This window comes from Ignavibacteriales bacterium (assembly GCA_026390575.1).
Lineage (GTDB): Bacteria > Bacteroidota > Ignavibacteria > UBA10030 > UBA10030 > Fen-1298.
In genome coordinates this window covers 270,658-290,319 of the sequence record JAPLFR010000006.1, presented here as the reverse complement: position 1 = coordinate 290,319, position 19,662 = coordinate 270,658, and the positions used below count along the sequence as shown (strand labels likewise).

General features: G+C 42.2%; 11 protein-coding genes. 10 read left to right on the top strand and 1 reads right to left on the bottom strand.

The genetic code is table 11. The features are described from left to right. Positions 1–2: 2 nt before the first annotated feature. The gene (locus NTX44_04885) at positions 3–1,094 is read right to left on the bottom strand and encodes a histidine kinase (GenBank protein MCX6120931.1); all 1,092 of its coding nucleotides are present in this window, start codon (positions 1,092–1,094) and stop codon (positions 3–5) included. A gap of 275 nt (positions 1,095–1,369) precedes the next feature. Between NTX44_04885 and NTX44_04880 the strand changes: the two genes are divergently transcribed. The 10 genes from NTX44_04880 (at position 1,370) to NTX44_04835 (ending at position 19,645) form a co-directional block, all read left to right on the top strand. Then, a complete protein-coding gene (locus tag NTX44_04880) occupies positions 1,370–3,961 on the top strand; it encodes a DUF5916 domain-containing protein (GenBank protein ID MCX6120930.1) in 2,592 nt (863 codons plus the stop codon). A gap of 77 nt (positions 3,962–4,038) precedes the next feature. Next, entirely contained in the window at positions 4,039–4,200 is a 162-nt protein-coding gene (locus NTX44_04875) for a hypothetical protein (GenBank protein ID MCX6120929.1), read from the top strand. Positions 4,201–4,235: 35 nt separating this feature from the next. Next, entirely contained in the window at positions 4,236–5,105 is an 870-nt protein-coding gene (locus NTX44_04870; GenBank protein ID MCX6120928.1) for a LytTR family DNA-binding domain-containing protein, read from the top strand. A gap of 279 nt (positions 5,106–5,384) precedes the next feature. Continuing rightward, positions 5,385–5,834 carry a hypothetical protein gene (locus NTX44_04865; GenBank protein MCX6120927.1) on the top strand — a complete coding sequence of 150 codons (450 nt, stop codon included), beginning with the start codon at positions 5,385–5,387 and terminating at the stop codon, positions 5,832–5,834. A 299-nt stretch (positions 5,835–6,133) separates the two neighbouring features. Beyond that, complete coding sequence (locus NTX44_04860; GenBank protein MCX6120926.1) at positions 6,134–6,943, top strand: hypothetical protein; 810 nt, start codon at positions 6,134–6,136, stop codon at positions 6,941–6,943. Positions 6,944–6,960: 17 nt separating this feature from the next. Further along, on the top strand, positions 6,961–9,927 hold the full coding sequence (locus NTX44_04855) for a TonB-dependent receptor (protein ID MCX6120925.1): 2,967 nt from the start codon (positions 6,961–6,963) through the stop codon (positions 9,925–9,927). A 37-nt stretch (positions 9,928–9,964) separates the two neighbouring features. Beyond that, on the top strand, positions 9,965–13,345 hold the full coding sequence (locus tag NTX44_04850) for a T9SS type A sorting domain-containing protein (GenBank protein MCX6120924.1): 3,381 nt from the start codon (positions 9,965–9,967) through the stop codon (positions 13,343–13,345). 36 nt (positions 13,346–13,381) lie between these two features. Beyond that, entirely contained in the window at positions 13,382–14,413 is a 1,032-nt protein-coding gene (locus NTX44_04845; protein MCX6120923.1) for a PorV/PorQ family protein, read from the top strand. A gap of 704 nt (positions 14,414–15,117) precedes the next feature. Beyond that, positions 15,118–16,593 (top strand): hypothetical protein, encoded by a 1,476-nt coding sequence (locus NTX44_04840; GenBank protein MCX6120922.1) that lies wholly within the window; start codon positions 15,118–15,120, stop codon positions 16,591–16,593. A gap of 82 nt (positions 16,594–16,675) precedes the next feature. Continuing rightward, positions 16,676–19,645, top strand: a complete 2,970-nt coding sequence (locus NTX44_04835; protein MCX6120921.1) for a TonB-dependent receptor — start codon at positions 16,676–16,678, stop codon at positions 19,643–19,645. The last annotated feature ends 17 nt before the right edge of the window (positions 19,646–19,662 follow it).

The window sequence follows — 19,662 nt, the reverse complement described above, 5'->3', positions numbered from 1 at the left end:
CATCACCCTTCTGCCGTTGAAGGATGAATTTCCAGTATAGCTTCTACCCATCCTTCGCATTCCTGAGTTATGAGCCGGTAGTTCTTTGGATAAGCATTTTCTAACCGCGCCCTCACATTTTCCAAGCCTGTACCTGTTCCATTAGACTTTCGTTCAGCTTCAGTCGCAGCTTCGCACCACGCACCTGAATTTGCGATGACGACACGCAAAGTTCCATTTGACGTGGAAGCCTGGATGCGAATGCGCAACGGCATAGGGCTCGTCTTCATCCCATACTTGATTGCATTCTCAACGAATGGATGGATAAGAAAGCTTAAGATCGGATAATCCTGAGCATGTTCATCAATATCAAACGAGACATCGAGTTTATCTTCAAAGCGTTTTTTTTCAATAGAAAGATAATGCCGGATTGCTTCTAATTCATGTTGAAGGGTTACTTCAGTATGATCTCGAGTAACAAGCGAGTAGCGGAGAAATTCGGAAAGCTCTGTGATCATTCCCTTTGCATTCTTCTTGTCTTCATCGATGAGAGCCCGGACCGAATTCAAAGCGTTGAAAAGGAAATGAGGATTGACCTGATAACGAAGCATTTGTAATTGCGCTTTCTGTGCTAATGATATAGCTTTTCGACCCCTCTTTTTTTCCGCATCCCAATCCCTCCAGTACTTCATTGCGAAATAAAGTGTACTCCATCCAAACCAAATTGGCATAATTTGGATTAACCAAGGAATTGCAAATTTCCAATGCGCCATTTGAAGGATTATTTCATGACCTATTAAATGATATCGAGTTGTGGCCATCGCGACATCCCAGAGGATTGTGAAAATGATGGACCAATAGATTACCAACGCAAGCAACCCAAGGATTGACAGCTTCTTGTAATCAACACGAAGATAAGCCTGTCGCAGAATAATTCCTAAAAGAAATGCAATAGGCGCATCTAATGCCTGAGCAAATATCTCACCGGGGTGAATTCGCTGCAACCAAATCATAATTACATCACCGCACCAGAACAGCAGCCATCCGCCAATATGGAAATGCCAGAAGGTTAAATTTTGAAGTGTAGGCAGCGTATTGAAAAATCGTGTTTTCATCCATTCTCTATAATAGTGATACAATGTCTGATTTTCTTGTCAGATTGTAAAGTCTTATGGGATGAATGGTTATTATAGTCGGTAGGCGGTAATAAAGTAGGACAACAAGTATTGCTGAAGAGATGTGTGAAGTGAATAAGGCAAAAAAAACCTAAGATTTTAATCTACCGTCCAGCGATTCATTTATCCGTTTATCGATTTTCCGCCTCTTTTTGACTGATTGATGCGTATATCTAGCCAAACGATAATTTTCCAAGTTCGATAAAGGAAATACTATGATAAGAGGGTTGTTTATGATGTGTATGCCGATAGCATTAGCATCATTGGCATACTCGGAAATTATTCACACCAAAGATATAAATATTGAGACGGTTCGAACTCATGAACAGATGAAAACCGATGGCAAGCTGACAGAAGCAGTTTGGCAAAGGCCAGGTTTTACAGGATTGGTACAGCAGGAACCGGATCAATTCACTGCTCCATCGCAGCAAAGTGAAGTATGGTTCGCTTATGATAATGAAGCCATATACTTCGCCGCCAAATATAAGGACACATGCCCGGATTCCATAATGGCACGCCTTGTTCGAAGAGATTTTATTTGGGGAGATCCTTCAGATGGATGCGTGCTCTATTTTGATACGCACCATGATCTCCGGAACGGATATTATTTCTATGTGTCTGCTGCTGGAACACTTGCTGACGGTATTATTGAAAATGATGTCAAGCAGCCCAATGATTTGACATGGGATGCTGTATGGGAAGGAGTTGCGCACTTGGATCCGGATGGCTGGACAATTGAGATGAAAATCCCTTTTTCCCAGCTTCGGTTTAAGGAGGCAAGCTCTCAGGTGTGGGGAGTCGATGTAGAGCGATTCATCAGCCGCAGGAATGAGACGGATATGATTGCCTTTACGCCGCGGAATGAGAGCGGATTCACATCGCGATTTCCCAATCTTGTTGGACTGGAAGGCATTACACCTCCGACACGATTAGAAGTGCTGCCCTATGTCACAGGGAGAGCTGACCGTATTGGAACAAGTGCTCATGATCCATTCAACCGGATGGAGCGGTATATACCCAGTGCGGGCATTGATCTCAAAGCCGGCCTCGGCAGCAGCTTGTCATTAAACGGAACAATGAATCCGGATTTCTGCCAGGTAGAACTTGATCCAGCAAACGTAAATCTAACGGACGTTGAGACAATCTATGAGGAGAAGCGGCCATTTTTCACAGAAGGAGTCGGCATCTTCCAGTTTGGACAGGGAGGAGCAAATAATTCGTACGCATTCAATTGGACTGATCCGAATATTTTCTATAGCCGCAGAATCGGTCGTTCACCCCAACGTTCCGTCAATGGAAATGATCCGGCAAGTAATTATTATATAGATTTTCCGAATAGTACGCGGATACTCGGAGCCGGAAAGATCTCAGGTGCGTTAGGCGAAGATTGGAAAGTGGGAACTGTGCATGCACTCACCAAGAGAGAACATGCAGAGGTTAATGACAATGGCCAGAAATCAAATCTTGAAATTGAACCGATGACGTACTACGGGGTTGCCCGTGCTCAGAGAGATTTTCATGGCGGTGAACAAGGAGTGGGAGTACTCGCTACGTACACAGGACGTTTTTATGACGACAATGCGCTTCGTGAGAATACGAACAGCAATGCGCTTGTGCTTGCCGCTGATGGATGGACATTCCTGGATAAGGAGAGAACGTATGTGTTCACAGGTTGGGCCGCATCCTCGCGCGTTTCAGGAAGTACAGATCGGATGATTGCACTTCAGCGAAGCTCGGGACACTATTTCCAACGTCCGGATGTAAGTTATCTTGGCGTGGATAGTTCGGCAACATCGTTATCAGGGTACGCCGGACGGTTTGCAGTAAATAAGAACCGCGGCCGCTGGACATTCAATACAACGGTTGGGTTCATTAGTCCGAAGTTTGAGCTCAACGATCTTGGGAGCAGTGCATTCAGTGATCTGATTAATGCACACGTTGTTACGGGGTACCGATGGAACACACCGACCAAGTATTATCTCAATACTGGAGTCAGTGCTGCCACATACCTCAATTATGATTTTGGAGGAAATAAAACAGTTCAAGGATTTTTGCTGCAGGGATATCTTACGCTTCCGTCATTTTATGGCGGGAACATTTCATTAACCTATAATCCGGAATCATATAATGCCCGTCTCACGCGCGGCGGTCCCTTGACATTGAATCCCGTCAGTAGTCAGGTCAGTGCAAATTTCTATACGGACAATCGTGAGTGGTGGGTCGTTTCCCTCTACGGAATGGTGAAAACTGGGGACGCGTCAGATACGAAAACGATTTATGCTTCCCTGGAATTGAAAGCGAGTACAACGTTAACTGTTTCCATTGCGCCGACATTCACAGAGGAAATCAATCGCGCTCAATATTATACGGTTGTTGAAGATCCGATTGCTGTGGAGACATTTGGTAAAAGTTATCTCTTTGCCCGTCTTAATCGATACACGTTGTCAACAGATATCCGCGCGGATTGGATTATGACGCCGAAATTGAGCTTTCAAGTATATATCCAGCCGTATATTACCACAGGAAAATACACCGATTATAAATCACTGGCACGACCCAAGTCTTTTGAATTTACTCCCTATGCCTTTTCTGGAAACCGGGATTTCAACTATATCGCGTTTCAGGGTAATGCAGTGCTTCGCTGGGAATATTTGCCGGGATCAACATTGTACCTTGTGTGGACACAAAGCAGGGCTGATGATCAGTATTTTGGTGATTTTCAGTTTGGTAATTCGATGGATCGAATGTTCCAGGTAAAGCCGGATAATATTCTTATGCTGAAATTATCCTATTGGTTCGGAATGTAGTACATCGATCACAGCTTCGAACGAGTACCCACCAGATTCATTGTACTCGTTGGAAGCAATTTATTGAAGGAGATTATATGAACGCAGGCACTCTTGGTGAACAGAGGGAACAAACCGATAGCAAGGAAACTCATCAGCGGAGAAAACCGCAGAGAATCATTGTTATTTTGTTTCTCCTGGCCGTGCTCTCCATCGGGGCATTTATCCTTTTACGGTTTTTTGTTGAACGTATGCCTTAGGAAGAAGAGGTATGAATGATTAATAGGGATTCCGGATGAATGGATTTCATGAAAATATTTCTCCTCCCTCTGCAGAACAGTTGTCCGTAGCAAAAGGACCTACGAGAAAAGAGGATGCCAAAACGATCCGTGTGGCAATCGTGGATGATGAGGCTTTGGCGCGTCGGGCAATGCGACGGGCGTTGGAAGAAGTATCGGATGTAGAAGTGATTGGCGAGTGTTCGAATGGTGAAGAAGCAATAGAAATGCTTTCCAAAATTCGTCCGGATCTTATTTTTCTTGATATTGAAATGCCGCGATTAAATGGAATGGAACTCGCTCAGCGGTTGATGGAGAAAGGGGATCCCTGCATTGTTTTTGTCACAGCGTATGAAAAATATGCTTTGGATGCGTTTAAAGTGCAAGCAGCAGATTATGTATTGAAACCAATCAATGAATTCAATATCCGTGAAGCGATAGAGCGGGTTGCAGATCGCATTCGTCAGCGCCGGAGGCAGGAAACTGATTCAAGATTGGATTCAATCATTCAATTGATTGAACAACAGAAAAAGGATCTTCAGCCGGCAGGGTCACTCGATAGACTCACCATTAAAAATAATGGACGTATTTATTTTGTGGAGACCACATCCATCGATTGGATCCAGGCGGAAGGAAATTATGTAACGTTGCATGCGGGAACAGTAAAACATTTGCTGCGCATTAAAATGAATCAGTTGGAAGAACGGCTGAATCCAAAACAATTTTTCCGTATTCATCGCTCAACCATTGTCAATATCCAATCGATCAAAGAGTTGCGTTCGTATTTCAACGGTACGTATATGATTCTGCTCAGTGGTAATACCAAGATTTTTTCCAGCCGGGGCTATCGCGAAAACGTTGAGCAGATTCTCAACCAGATAGTCTAACGAATGTAAGTGTCAAACAGAAATTCTATGAAACCAATTCCGTATAAACTTCCATGAACGAGATTCATCATTAGTGAAAGTATATCAATAGCAGACTGGAAAAACTCTTAACCAAGATACTTCTTATTCAATAAACCTGCGGCAGTTTATCTTCAGAAATATTAACCTCATCACTTAGTCCTTACACTTCATCCCATTCTTGTTTCAAATCAATTTTTCCATACGTACGTTGCTGCTGGAGGAGATGAATAGTATACCAATTCATCACAGGAGGTATGTATGAAAACAAAATGTGCGTTAACCATCACCGTATTGCTGTCCATTGCGGTGACACGTGTGTTTGCGGAAGATCCGGTACTGCCGGCAAAGGCCGATCAAGCGCTGATAGAAGAGAATCTTCTTGTAGGATTGAACTCTACGAACGAAGGCTTACGGTACAGCTGTGCCTTGATGCTGGGCGATCTCAAATCTTCACAGGCAGTTATTCCACTCATGGCACTGCTGAGACAAAGCGATAATTTTAAATTAAAAACGGCTGCAGCCTGGGCACTCTGCAACATCGGTGATGCCAGAGGAACATTTGCTGTGAAGCGGGAAGCGGAATTCAATAGCTGCTGCAAAACAAAACTTGTTTGTGCATGGTATTACGAAAACAAAGTGAAACAAGGTTCCTTCGTTTTTAGGGATGTAGATCAGGCAGTTTTAGCCGAAGTGAAAGAACCTCGATAGAAAAACAGTTTATCACTAAAAAATGGCAGTTCATCACACGAGAAAAAGGATCCATCCCAAATGAATTGTTTGACAGATACATGACTTAGTATATTGCACTCAGAATGACGATGAGGTGGTCTCAGAAGGATCAGTATCCTCATATAAAACCGAATGCAATGAAATCGATGAAAGAGAATATCTGCTGCGGCACTTGAGACGTTCACAACGTAGGCCACCTCCTTCTTAGGACTACTGAGCGACCAAGAAATTAATCTGCAGCAGATATTTTTTTATATACTGAAGAAGATACAATCAGAATGAAACTCAAAATTTCGTTGATGGAAAACCATTCTTCTCTTCAATCAGAAAGTACATTAAAACAAAATCTGTCATGCCATTACTGCTATGGAGGAAATATGAAATTATTCCTGAAGTATGGATTGATGCTGTTATGGAGTATTGTCTTAAGTGTTACTATAAGCGGTTGTATCGATACGAGCAGCGGCACAATACCCACAGTGGATCTGCGTACATCAACAAAATTTGTCAACCTTGCGAATCTCGGAACGATGAATGTGAATGTTGACGGGGGAACCGTCGCCAGTGTCGGCTATGGAGTAGCATCGGATTATCTAAGTTTAGCCACAGGTGTCCGGAATTTTGTATTTACCTATAGCACTCGTGTAGACACACTCACGACAGCGTTAGCGCATGATTCGAAATATTCTGTCTTCGCGGTGTACGATCCTTTAAACGGAGATACAATTCGCACTTACAATTTTATATTTGAAAGACGTACATATCCTGGTACGCAAACATACATTCCTCAAGCCGCGCTTGTTCGATTTATCAACTTGTCACATGACACTACGGCAGCAAGCGTTTCATTTAAATTTATTGATACGGTAGCTGCAACAGCCGACATTTTGCAGAGCGCCATCGGATTTGGGACTGCTACTACGTATTACCAAATAGATATTGCCAATTCCCCGCGGTTCTCGGTGTACAACGTGTACAGAGATACTCTGGCTGCACGAGTTGCTTTAGCAGAAGGACGTAGTTCTGTCGTTCTGTTTGGGAACAAACAGGGAAACACACTGCAAGTTAAAGTTTATAAAGAAGACTAAGGAAAAAGGAGGATTGTATGAAACGATGTGTAATAATATTTTTCCTATCCTTTCTAGGCTCAACAGTTCTTTATGGCCAGTATGGAAAAATTGCCGGTAAAATAACTGATGAAGAGACAAAAGAACCGTTGGTTGGTGCAAACATCTCTTTGGAAGGAACCGCCATTGGCGCCTCGACGGATTTAGATGGCAGTTTTACCATCCTCAATGTACCGGCGGGCACGTATGATATCAGAGCATCATACATCGGTTATCAAACCAAAACGTTAACGGGGGTAAAGGTTGTCGGGGGTATTACTCGAAGTGTCGAGTTCGCCTTGTCGAATACTTCAGTGCAGGTTCAATCGATAACAATCGTTGCTGAAAGGCCGCTGATTGAAAAGAGCGCTGCGAATGCTGTGCGAACACAGGTCTCCGAAGAATTAGAAAAACTTCCTTTGAGGGGTGTGCAAGGGTACTTCTCAATACAGCCCGGTGTTGTTGTTCAAAACGGCACTGTGTATATGAGGGGCAGTCGTAACGAGGAAACCGGTTATCAAATCGAAGGTGCCGATACAAGAGATGTTGTTGGAACGACCGTCCGCGCGAATATCAGCGGCAATCTCATTACGACGATTCCAGAAGCATTGGAAGAAGTATCCGTTCAATCCGGCGGCTTCGGAGCTGAATTTGGCGGCGCGAGTGCCGGTATTGTGGCACAGACATTTAAAACTGCCGGTTCCGATCTCAAAATCGTCTTGCAGGCAGAAACTGATAATTTCGGAAATTATCCCGGCAAAAAGTTTTTAGGAACATACTCCTATGGATATTCCGATTATGTGCTAACAGTAGGTACCCCACTCTTTGGAGAAAAAATAAAAGTATTCGGTGCATTTGAAAATCAGTTTGCGCGCGACCAAAACAATATTTGGTTCTACGAGGGTGCTAATTTTGGATACCTGTATGATAATGGCACAAGCGGCGGACAAGCCGGCGATTCGGCGCTCATGAACTGGGAAAATGGAAATGTCCGGGGGCGGATCAACAATCGATATTCGGTCAATGGAACAGTCCTGCTGGATTTTAAACCTCTCCAGGTCAGACTGGCAAGTGCTTTTACATGGTCGAAGAATTCAAATAATAACCAGCAACGATACATGTTTTGCTTAGATCGATATCCGGTTGCAGACAACACCAATTTTCTTTTCAATGGGAAAGTGAATTATGCACTCTCAAAAAATTCTATTGCAGAAGCAAGTATCAATTATGTAGATCAAAGACAAAAAGGGTATGATCCAACGTTTAAGGACAACCTGATCCAATATCAGGATAGTATTGCTGCGGCCGCATATGGCTGGCAATATGCAACGCTTACGTCACCCCCGCAGAATTATAATTTTAATGGTTTCGTTTTCTACCGCCCGGGATATCCCGTCGTTACCAACTTTGCTCAGTCCTATAATAAAGACCAAAACCAAAAGTTGGAGGGATCTGTTGCGCTGACCTCGATTATGGGCAAACATGAATTCAAAATGGGCAGTTCGTATCAATACTGGACGATCTCTCATTTTGATCTTGATCCGACAACGATCTACACGAATGTCCTTACGAATCCCGACTTAGCACGAGATCCCGTATTGTTCGCCCGTATGCTGCGTGCAAACAGTCAAGTCAATAATTATGGTTTTGATGAATTTGGTAATCCAATGAGCAGCGGTCTGGATGGACCGAAGCATCCGACATTTTTAAGCGCGTATATACAAGATCGGCTTGAATTATCCGACCTGATCATCACTGCCGGATTGCGCGCGGATGTTATGGATATCAAGGGTTGGTCAGCTTCGAATATTGCTGATTTTGGATACGATGCTCAAAATTACACATTCGATAATCCAACAACCGGAAAAGCATTTTCATACCTCGAACCGCGTTTAGGATTCTCGTTTCCTGCGTCAGACAGAACAGTCTTTCATCTGCAATACGGAAAATATGTAGAAGCACCACCGCTCTATAATATGTATAGAGGACGAGCAGCGACTGTGTATATTTTCCAAAATACAAGGTACTTCACAAATGTTGTCGGATACAATATCGAACCTTCCAGGACAACCCAATATGAAGTTGGTTTTTCGCAACAATTTAGTGATGTCTCTGCTTTCGACATAACGGGATTCTATAAGGACATCACCGGACAATTACAGATGGTATGGAATGCTCAACCGACAAATTCAACAACGCCATCTCACTATGCGTATGCAAACGGTGATTTTCAAAGTGTCATGGGAATGGAATTGAGTCTACGGATCAGGAGAATCCATCGGATACAGGCGCAGTTGAATTATACGCTGCAAGATTCTCGAGGAACGAATTCATTTGCAAACAGTGCTGCCGGTCTGCTGAATGTGACAGGCGGCGAAGTCATGCCAAGTCAAGTCGTGCCTCTGGATTTTAGTCAGACCCATCGCGGATCGATTTCATTGGATTATCGCTGGGGTAAGGGTGAGGGAGGTGCTGTTCTTTCAGATTTGGGATTCAACCTCCTGTTCACCTTCAATTCGGGACATCCTTATACTCATAGTACAGGGACAGGGGGGCAACAAGGCACAGACCTTGGTGCCATCCTGAACGATGCCGATTCCCGTTCAAGGTTCCCTTTGGAACCGATTAATAATTCTGTCACACCATGGGTGTATCAGCTTGATCTGCGCGTAGACAAATCATTCTCCGTTGGCTCTGTCAATTTCAACGTGTATGTCTATGTCCAGAATTTGCTGAATACCAAGAACGTCACCAATGTCTATTACCGGACGGGAAATGCATATGATGATGGATGGTTGAGTGATCCTGTTGCAAGCGCAAATACCGTGAGCACGTATGGTGCAACGTATCAGCAGCTATACGAAGTGATGAACCTGGCGAATAATCAAAACCAATTCCGTCAGAATGGGTATGTGAATTTTGGAATCCCGCGCATATTGCGCGTCGGTGCAAAAATTGAATTATAACATCAAAACGTCCTTGAATGTTTAGGAGAACGATGATATGAAGTCTCATAGAAAAATGATCATGATGTTAATCGGGGCAGTTGCGTTCGGATTCCTTGCCGCTCCTGCGAAAGAAAAGACTCATCAGCAAAACCAGGGTCTTGCGAAAACAAGTACGCTCGTATCCAGTGCTATGATGAATGCGAATAACGTGACCAGCTGGGTCAACGGGGACGGATCGTTCCCGCAAACTATTCAGCAAGCATGGAATGGCGAATATCCGAAACAGTCAGGAGTGGGTATTATTTACATGGAAGGAATTGTGTTCGGCGGTTTTGTCCGCGATGGTTTATCCTCGGATCCGCTTCGCGTAACGGGGAACACCTATTTCAATGGAACATCACCGGGAAGAATTCTTTCCGATGCATCCGGGAGAACTACAGGTGCAGAATCTGTAACTCCGGCTTCCGTCAGACCCTATGGTGTAAGAGGTGATATGCCGCCGGGGTTGACACCGGATAAATGGCCGAATCTTGTTTCTGATGCAGCGACGTTTTTTATGGTTGGAACGCCAACTGCCGCACAAATCCAGGCGGTTGCTGAAAGTTATTTTCGCGATTGGATAGAATGGCCTGCCTCATCAGGAGCGCCATGGTACGTGGATACCGTAAAAATTACACGGTATGACGCGGTATATGATTATAACAATCCGCATCATAAACCCGGGATTCCCGGTGCAACAAAAACGATTTGGTATGTCTGCAATGATCTCGATCCATCTGCTACGGCACGATTGGGCGGTTCACCGCCGATAGGTATAGAACAACAAATGACGGTGTGGGCATACGCTTCATCTACACCGTTGAATGACATTATCTTTAAACATGTGAAACTGATTTATAAAGGTCTTCCTGCGACACCAGCAACCGCACGAATCGACAGTTTTTATGTCGTTCAATGGTCTGATCCTGATAACGGAGATGCGGGTGATGACTTCGTAGGCAGTGACTCTTTGCTCAATTTAGGATATGTCTATAATTCAACGCCCAATGATAATAAGTATCAGGCAAGAGGACTGGCTGTTCCAGCAGGTGGATATGCCTTTTTACAGGGCATAGCAGGATATACCGGCAACCCTTCTGACAGCGCGATCGTAAGTTTCCAATGGAGAAAGGGATATAGATATTACCTGTCACGACCGATGACAGCGTTTAGTTTCTTTGCTTCAAATTCTCCGATCAGCGATCCTGATGACGGGACATTCTCCGGAACAAACCAATGGTTCAATCTTATGCGGGGAATGATTCCTCGTCCGGAATATCCGGCAGGAACACCCTTTTATTCATCGTCCGCATACTGTACAAGAAATAACATTGTAACCCCATTTTGTATGCCGGGTGATCCAACGAAAGGATTGGGATGGATTGATGGAATTGATTTACAGTCCGGCGATCGTAGAATGTTGAGTGTCCATGGTCCAATTACTATTCAATATCGTGACACGGCTGAAGTAGTAGTTGCTTTTGTTGCGGGAATGGGATCAAACAATATTTCGAGCGTTCAAGTGATGAAATACAACACAACATTCTCTCAATATGCGATGAACCAATTGTTTGACTTGCCGACACCGCCTTTAGCTCCACAAGTCAGCATCACCGAATCAGATAATCAAATTACTCTGAATTGGGGAGAAGATGAGCAAAAATACACTGAGCTGGAAAATTATCGGAGCAAAACATTTGTGTTTGAGGGGTACAATGTCTATCAACTTCCATCTCCCAGTTCAGCGCTCAGCGAAGGTGTACGATTAGTGACGTATGATCTCGCTGATCCTATGACCGTTATCTATAATAATGAAGTTGATCCGAACAGCGGGTATGTTGTCAGTGTTCCGAAAATGTTTGGATCCAACAACGGCATCAAGCGTTATCTCACTATTACACAGGATGCTCTGAGACGACGGCCGTTAGTCAACGGACAGGAATACTATTTTGTCGTCACCGCATACGGCTACGATGCAAGCTTTACTTCCCCATTTTCATATCTGGAAAGCAGAGTCTTGGTCAATACGGTGATTCCGCATAGACAGAACCCTGGTACAGTAGTTCAATCTACTCATGGTCAAATTCTTCCTGTGAACCATTCGACGGGTGTTTCAACTCTTGGAATATCACCCACGGTTGTGAGTCCGGATCTTCTCACAGGGCATCAATATGAAGTGACATTTTTTGCTACGGATTCTTCTTTAGCAGATGGTTTGGATGAAACCACAGCAAATCCTATTTCCGTTAATCAACCAAATGTAAAATGGAAATTGCGTGATGTGACCAAAGACTCCGTCCTGTATATTGAGCGAGGATTTACAACTGCGAATAATTCAATAATAAAAGATGGACTGCAATGGAAGCTCAATGGAATTCCATGGTATCTGTACGGTAACACTCTGGAAATCAATAGTGTCACGTATACACCAACCGCAAATTTAAATATTGGCGGCTTGAGCGCAGGATTTCAGGCCTTTGGACATGGATTAGATCTGGGATTGAATTTTTCAGGAAGCTCTCTGCTTCCAAGTCAGTGTCTCAAGAACATTAAAATTGTTTTTAGTAATGATCCAGCTCAGCAGCAGAAATGTTATATCTACCTAAGGGGTGGTTCGCCCAATTATGGATATGTTGCTTATGGCACATTTCCGGGAAAAGTGTACGATATCACGGATCCGAATGCTCTCCCAAGACAAGTAAATGTATGTGCTGCAGAACAAAACGGAAGAGCAGCTCACGATAATATTTGGGGCCCAACAACGGCAGCAGGTTCTGATCGGGAATATCTGGGAATTTTAAGCTCCGATTATGATGGCACTCTGCCGGATGTAAGTGGTACGCATCATATTGATTATACAGCGACGACGATGAATTCCGGAAACCTTGATATGATATATGAAATGTGGCCACAAAGGCTTAGTGATGCAAACCCACTTTTTGTCAACGGTGATGTAATGACGATCTGGGCAAACATCCCGCCTGTGTTAACACCATCGGCCAATGCGGATAAATATATTATTAATACCCAGGATTTCATGAATCTTACAAATCAAACAGCGTCAGCAAAACAAGAGGTGGATGATATCAAGGTATTTCCGAATCCTTATTATGGTGTCAATAAGAGAGAAACCAATCGGTTGAACAAATGGGTACAATTTACACATCTTCCCCCAAATGCAACAATTCGGATATTTAATATGGCAGGAGTGTTGGTGAAAACGATATCACCGACATCCATCCGGGGTCAATTTGTCAGATGGGATCTTCGGAATGACAAAGCATTGCCAGTAGCAAGTGGTATGTATATCGCCCATATCGAAATGCCGGATCTTGGGAAAAATAAAATCCTGAAGCTGGCGATTGTTCAGGAAGAACAAGTTTTACCAACATACTGAGAATGAAGTGTCTCCACAATTATCAAGGAGTGAGTTATGAAAATAAGATTAATCATTGCTGTGCTCATGGTAACCGCATTGTTTGCAGTTCCTTCGGCAGTCAAAGCACAAGATAGAGCGGGAACGTCAGCGGCACCTGAACTCCTCATTCCGCTTGGTGCAAAAGAGGTGGCTGTGTCTGGAGCTTCTATTTCAACGGTGACTGGAGTAAACGCGATATATTGGAATCCGGCCGGCTTGGATTTTGGATCAGGCACAAGCGCATTATTTGCTTATAGATCGTACATAGGTGAAATCGGTGTTAATTATCTCGCGCTTGGTACAAAATTTTCCGGTCTGGGATCGCTTGGATTGACGTTAAGAACATTTAGTTTTGGTGATATTGATGTCACGACAGAAGATCAAACGGAAGGTACCGGGGAAGTATTTTCACCAACCTTTTTTACTTTAGGATTGACATATTCAAAACTGCTTACTGAAAATGTCGGTATTGGTGTTACGATGAATATTGTCAATGAAAGCTTTGCGAGGGTCAGCTCCTCGGGTATTGCAATGGATGTAGGCGTGCAATATCAAAATCTTGCCGGGCTGCAGGGACTGAGTATAGGTGTCTGTGTCAAGAATATCGGAACTGCAATGCAATATGGCGGTTCTGGATTATGGGTTGCTGCGGATGATCCAACCTCACATCGAGGATTGACTCAGTACAAAGTGGAGGCGGCAAGTTATCAAATGCCGACCATTATCCAGATTGGGTTGGGATATACTATGATGCTCACTGATAAGAACGGTGTGCTGCTTTCCGCGGCCTTTGAAAATGACAACTACGGGATTGACAAATATCGGGTGGGTGCAGAGATTTCGTTCTTGAAATCGCTCTTCCTTCGCGGCGGATACCTCTATAGCACGAATATGTTTGGAACGAAATCCATCTTCCAAAATGCTACACTTGGCATAGGAATTGATTTACAGGAGTATGCAGGTATTCCGATTGGAATTGATTATGCATACGTACCTGTCCAATACTTTGATGCCAACCATCTGATTGATGTTCATATAGAATTCTAAGTTCCCAAAAGAGGTAAGGAATAAAAACCGCCAGTGCAAAATACGTGCTGACGGTTTTTATTTTTTCTGCAACGTAAAATCTTCCCTCCTATGTGCCCCAATTTATCCCGATGTTTTTCAATCGGGATAGAATCCTGGTACTACCGCAACTCCGAAGATTACCCTTTTATCATAATTACTGATTTTTCCCTGAAGTAAAGAGTGAAGGCTAATATAATTTCCAATCGATCAATTCTTTCTACACTTTTTCTTGTGAAAGAAGGCGATGGGAAATGGGATATTTTTGGAACATAAGGGACATTCAAAAAAACGTGTGGTCAGAAACGGTTCAAAAAGGTCGTCGATGGAAGCATCAATAAATTTCATTTGATTCGGTTACTTGTATTGAAATTGATGAAAAAGAAATTCTTTTTCTCGCTTTTTTTCCTTGCCTTTTCAAGGCATCTTATCTATTATTGAAACGGGTCAATTATTGTTGGACGTATTCTCTAAGAAGTCATTGAGGATGTCAGTGATCCCTTCGAAATCGCATTACGATAATTGAAATCGTTATTCTTTTTCTCACCATGGACTTTGAGGAGTAGCAAGTTATTAATCAAGCCGGCCGACAAATCGCTTGTTACTCGACTTTTACTTTCCATTTTCAATTTATATTTCAGCAATATGTTTTTATAGTCGATGAAAAATAAAACATCCAATTTGTCATGATAAAGAATCTACTCTATACCTTAAAGCACCTAATGCAAGTATTGTTAGTAATCCTTATTCTTTGTTCGACAATATGTATTGCAAAGGCTCAGGCAAATAAAAATATACTTGCAACAATAGGGAATAAAACCATTACCATTGCAGAATTTAAAGCACGTAGTGAGTTTACTGTGAGGCCGGTTAATTATAAAGACAAAACTATAACCTTAAATAATTTAATAATAGAAAAAATTCTTGCATTGGAAGCAGGTAAGAACTATCCACTTGCATCTCATCTTGGTTTTCAAGCTCGGTTGAAGGGTATAAAAGAACAGACGATGCGGGAATTACTCTACCGCAATGTCGCTTATAATAAAACAGCTGTAGATAACAGCAAGATAAAAAGTACTTACACACTGTCTAAGCGTGAGTATGAACTTGAATTTTACCGAATGCATAAGAATATGGCGCAAAGAATAAAAACTGTAATAGATTCTGCTTCGGAAAAAATAGATAATATTTTCAAGGATCTCTCCGAGGTTGTAGGTAATCAACCGGTGCGAAAGGTCAACTATAAAGATCCTGACGATGATGCAATTCATGAAGCGTTGTACTCAAAACCGCTGCATGTCGGTGAAGTAGTAGGGCCAATCGAACTCAGCAACGGTGAGTATCTTGTAATGAAAGTATTAAATTGGACTACGTACCCGTTGATCGGTGAAATAGATCAGCAGGAACAATGGAGTATCGTCCAGGAAAAAGAACATCGCATATTAGCGTCAAAGGTGTGGCAATCGTATCAATCGAAGATAATGCGTGGGAAGAAGATTGAATTCAATGGCAAAACATTCATTCAATTAGCCCATTGGGCAAGGGATAAATATTTATCCGAACAAAATAAAAAAACTCTTGCAGAGAACGGGATATCGGAAATACCCTTCAAAGCGAGCGGTCTGGATCTTTCAGCGCCTTTTTTTACATTCGAAAACAGGACATGGACAGTAGGTGATTTTAGGGATGAATTAATGTCACATCCATTTCTATTCAGAACGACACATCTCGATACTATAAATTTCAACGAACAATTCAAATTAGCTGTTGTTGATATAATGAAAGATCATTGCCTCACTCGGGAAGCCTATAAAAAGTCATTAGACAAAGAGGAAGATGTTGCGCGGACAGTAGAGATGTGGAAAGATGCATTTGTCGCAAATGACCAGCAAAAGAATGTGATTGAGGCCGCAATAAAAAAGGGGCGCATTATGGAAAATGATGCGCTTGAAATTTTAAAATACTGGGAATCATATGTAAGTGATTTGCAAAAAAAATACAAAAGTTCGGTGAACGTAAATGTCGCTGCTTTCCAGAATATTCCGTTAACGAAAATAGATATGGTAGCTCTAAAGCCTGGGATGCCGTACCCCAATATCGTGCCCAATTTCCCAACATTTGTATATTCAAAGACTTTTGATTTTATTATTCAAAAAGAATGAATAAGTGAAACATGAATATTGAAAGAAATCACAAATCTCTTTATCCATTAAATTCATAATATGAAAGGCAATGAATATGAATGTGAAAAGACAATTTTTTTTATTGACACTACTGGGATGTATGGTTTTTGTGAGCGCACTCTATGCCGGTACTACCGGCAAAATAAGTGGTGTCGTAACGGATGCGACAATAGGTGAAGCCTTAATCGGTGCGAATGTCGTTCTCAAAGGTACAAGCCTCGGTACAACAACCGATATAGAGGGCAGATATGTTATCCTGAATATCCCTCCCGGTGAATATACCTTGAATGTTTCATTCATAGGATATAAACAAGTGCAAATTCAATCTGTTCATGTAAGCGTTGATTTGACTACATCGATTGATGTGAAGTTACAATTGTCAGCTATTGAGGTCGAAGGTGCAACGATAATGGCTGAGAGACCCCTTGTATTAAAAGATAATACGGGTTCTCTTTCCACAGTTGATGCTGATCAAATAAGGAATTTGCCTGTCCAGACAATTTCAGATGTCTTGCGATTGGATGCTGGTATTGTCGAAGCCAGAGGCAGTCTTCATATTCGCGGAGGGAGAGCAGGAGAAGTATCCTACTGGGTGGACGGTATTTCAACAACAGATGTGTACAACGGATCAAACGGCGTACGAGTTGAGAATGCAGCGGTTCAAGAGCTTCAGGTTATTAGCGGAACGTTCAATGCAGAATATGGACAGGCAATGTCCGGCATCGTTAATACTATAACTAAAGAAGGCGAAGAAAAATATTCAGGTCAAATAAAAGTGTATGGCGGCGATTATATCAGCAGCGACGACCGGTTCAATATGTACAAAGATCCTACTACTGTCATAGATCCCAATACTGGCGGCACAAAAATTGTAAATAGTGAGAGGGCGAATCCCCTGAAAAGTATTAATCCGATCTATAATGGTGAGTTTAACCTGAGCGGTCCGATTCCTATATTAAGTGCCGTCCGATTCTTTGTTTTAGGAAGATATTTTTATGATGAAGGATATTATTATGGTGTAAATTGGTTCAAACCTAACGGCACACGGGGAGACGGGTCTATTGTTGCGATGAATCCCAATAAATCAACTTCCGTGCAGGGGAAATTGAATTATTTCCTGACCAACACAATAAAATTGGGTTACGGTGTGTTCTGGAATAAAACTGAACAGGAAAGAAATTATTTTAACAATAATATTACATCGCATGATTATAAATACGATCCGTATGGTCTTCCGCAAAATTTCATTAATGGACTCACTCAAACTTTTACGTTAAATCATGTTCTTTCCTCAAATACATTCTATGAGATTCGAGCAAGCAGATACTTTTCGAAAACAGAACAGTATAAGTATGAAGATCCGACCTTAAAGAATAATTATTTATATCAGAGGATAGATTCAAATTCAAGTGGGATAGTATATGGCTATGTCCCAGATCCTAATGGTCCTGAAGGCTATATAGATCCCAATACACTCGGTCAACCTACGCAATATAGCTTCGTTGCAAAGGGAATGGATCCTAACCATTCTAATCGCAGTACCGCATATTGGGCTGGAAAATTTGATCTTACAAGCCAGCTAAACAAATCAAATGAACTTAAAATCGGAGGAGAAGCACGGCTTCATGAATTAGAACTCCACAATTACACAATTACAGCAAAAACGGATAATGCAGGGAATGTCATAGTACCGTTCGAACCTGCAATTCCCGATGTGAGTAGTTTAAATCGCAATGATTATGTTCGTGATCCGAAAGAGTTTTCATTCTACACACAGGATAAAATAGAATTTAAAGATATTATTCTAAATGTCGGTTTACGATTCGATTATTTTGATGCCAACTCAGTCGTACCTTCGGATCCGAGCGATCCAAATATTTATAATCCATTCAAAAATGAACATATATATGCGAATTGGACTCCTATGCCGACTGGTTATCATGGCACCCAAGATAAATATATCGATTCATTATTGACAAATAATATCATTCGAAAATATACTCCCGATGAACGAAGAGCTTTTATGCAGAAAAAAGTTGATGCAAAAATGGCTTTAAGTCCACGGCTGGGATTTTCGTTCCCTATTACAGATCGCGGAATTCTGCATTTTTCGTACGGTCATTTTTCTCAAATCCCGCAATTCCAATATCTCTATGTCGATCCGGACTTCAAAGTTACAAGCAGCTCAGGCACAGTAGTGATGGGAAATGCAGATCTCGAACCTCAAAAAACAACAATGTACGAAATAGGTTTACAACAGCAATTTTCTGATGTCATCAGCGTTGATGCGACTCTGTTTTATAGAGATGTTCGCGGATGGGTTGGGACAAGTCCTGCAATTCTTCTGAAATCTAGTGAGACTAAAGAAGTAAAGGGTTCTACTTATTCCAAATATGAAAACAAGGATTATGAAAATGTAAAAGGAATTACAATAAAGATTGAAAAACGATTTAGTGACAACTTTTCATTTAGGGCAGATTATACGTATCAATCTGCAGAGGGAACATATTCAGATGCAATTGATGCCTACAACGATCTAACAGCAAATCGAGCACCTGTATTATCGCTTCTTCCCCTCGGTTTTGACCAGAAGCATACAGCTAATGTACAGGTCATTTATGGAATATCTGATTGGATATTTTCATTGATCGGGAGATATTGGACTGGATTGCCGTACACTCCGACTGCGCCGCAAGGTGCTGAAGGTTCGGCTTTAGGGAATGGGTTTGTTATTAACAGCGAACGCCTCCCGGCTCAGAAATTAATCGATTTATCTATCAGTAAATCTATCCGCTTGTTTTCAAAAGTCAGTCTGCAGGTATTTCTCAATGTTTACAACTTGCTTGACCAGAGAGATGCAACCAACGTCTATACTGATACTGGAAGTCCCGATTACACAACCCAAAGTCAACCGGCGGCGAAATCATATAATAACATTAGAGTGAGCACAGTTGAAGATTTTGTCAACCAACCGAGCTATTATACAGCGCCTCGTCAAGTTCAGGTCGGGCTGGCGCTTGGTTTTAATTAAACATTAGGAGATATAGA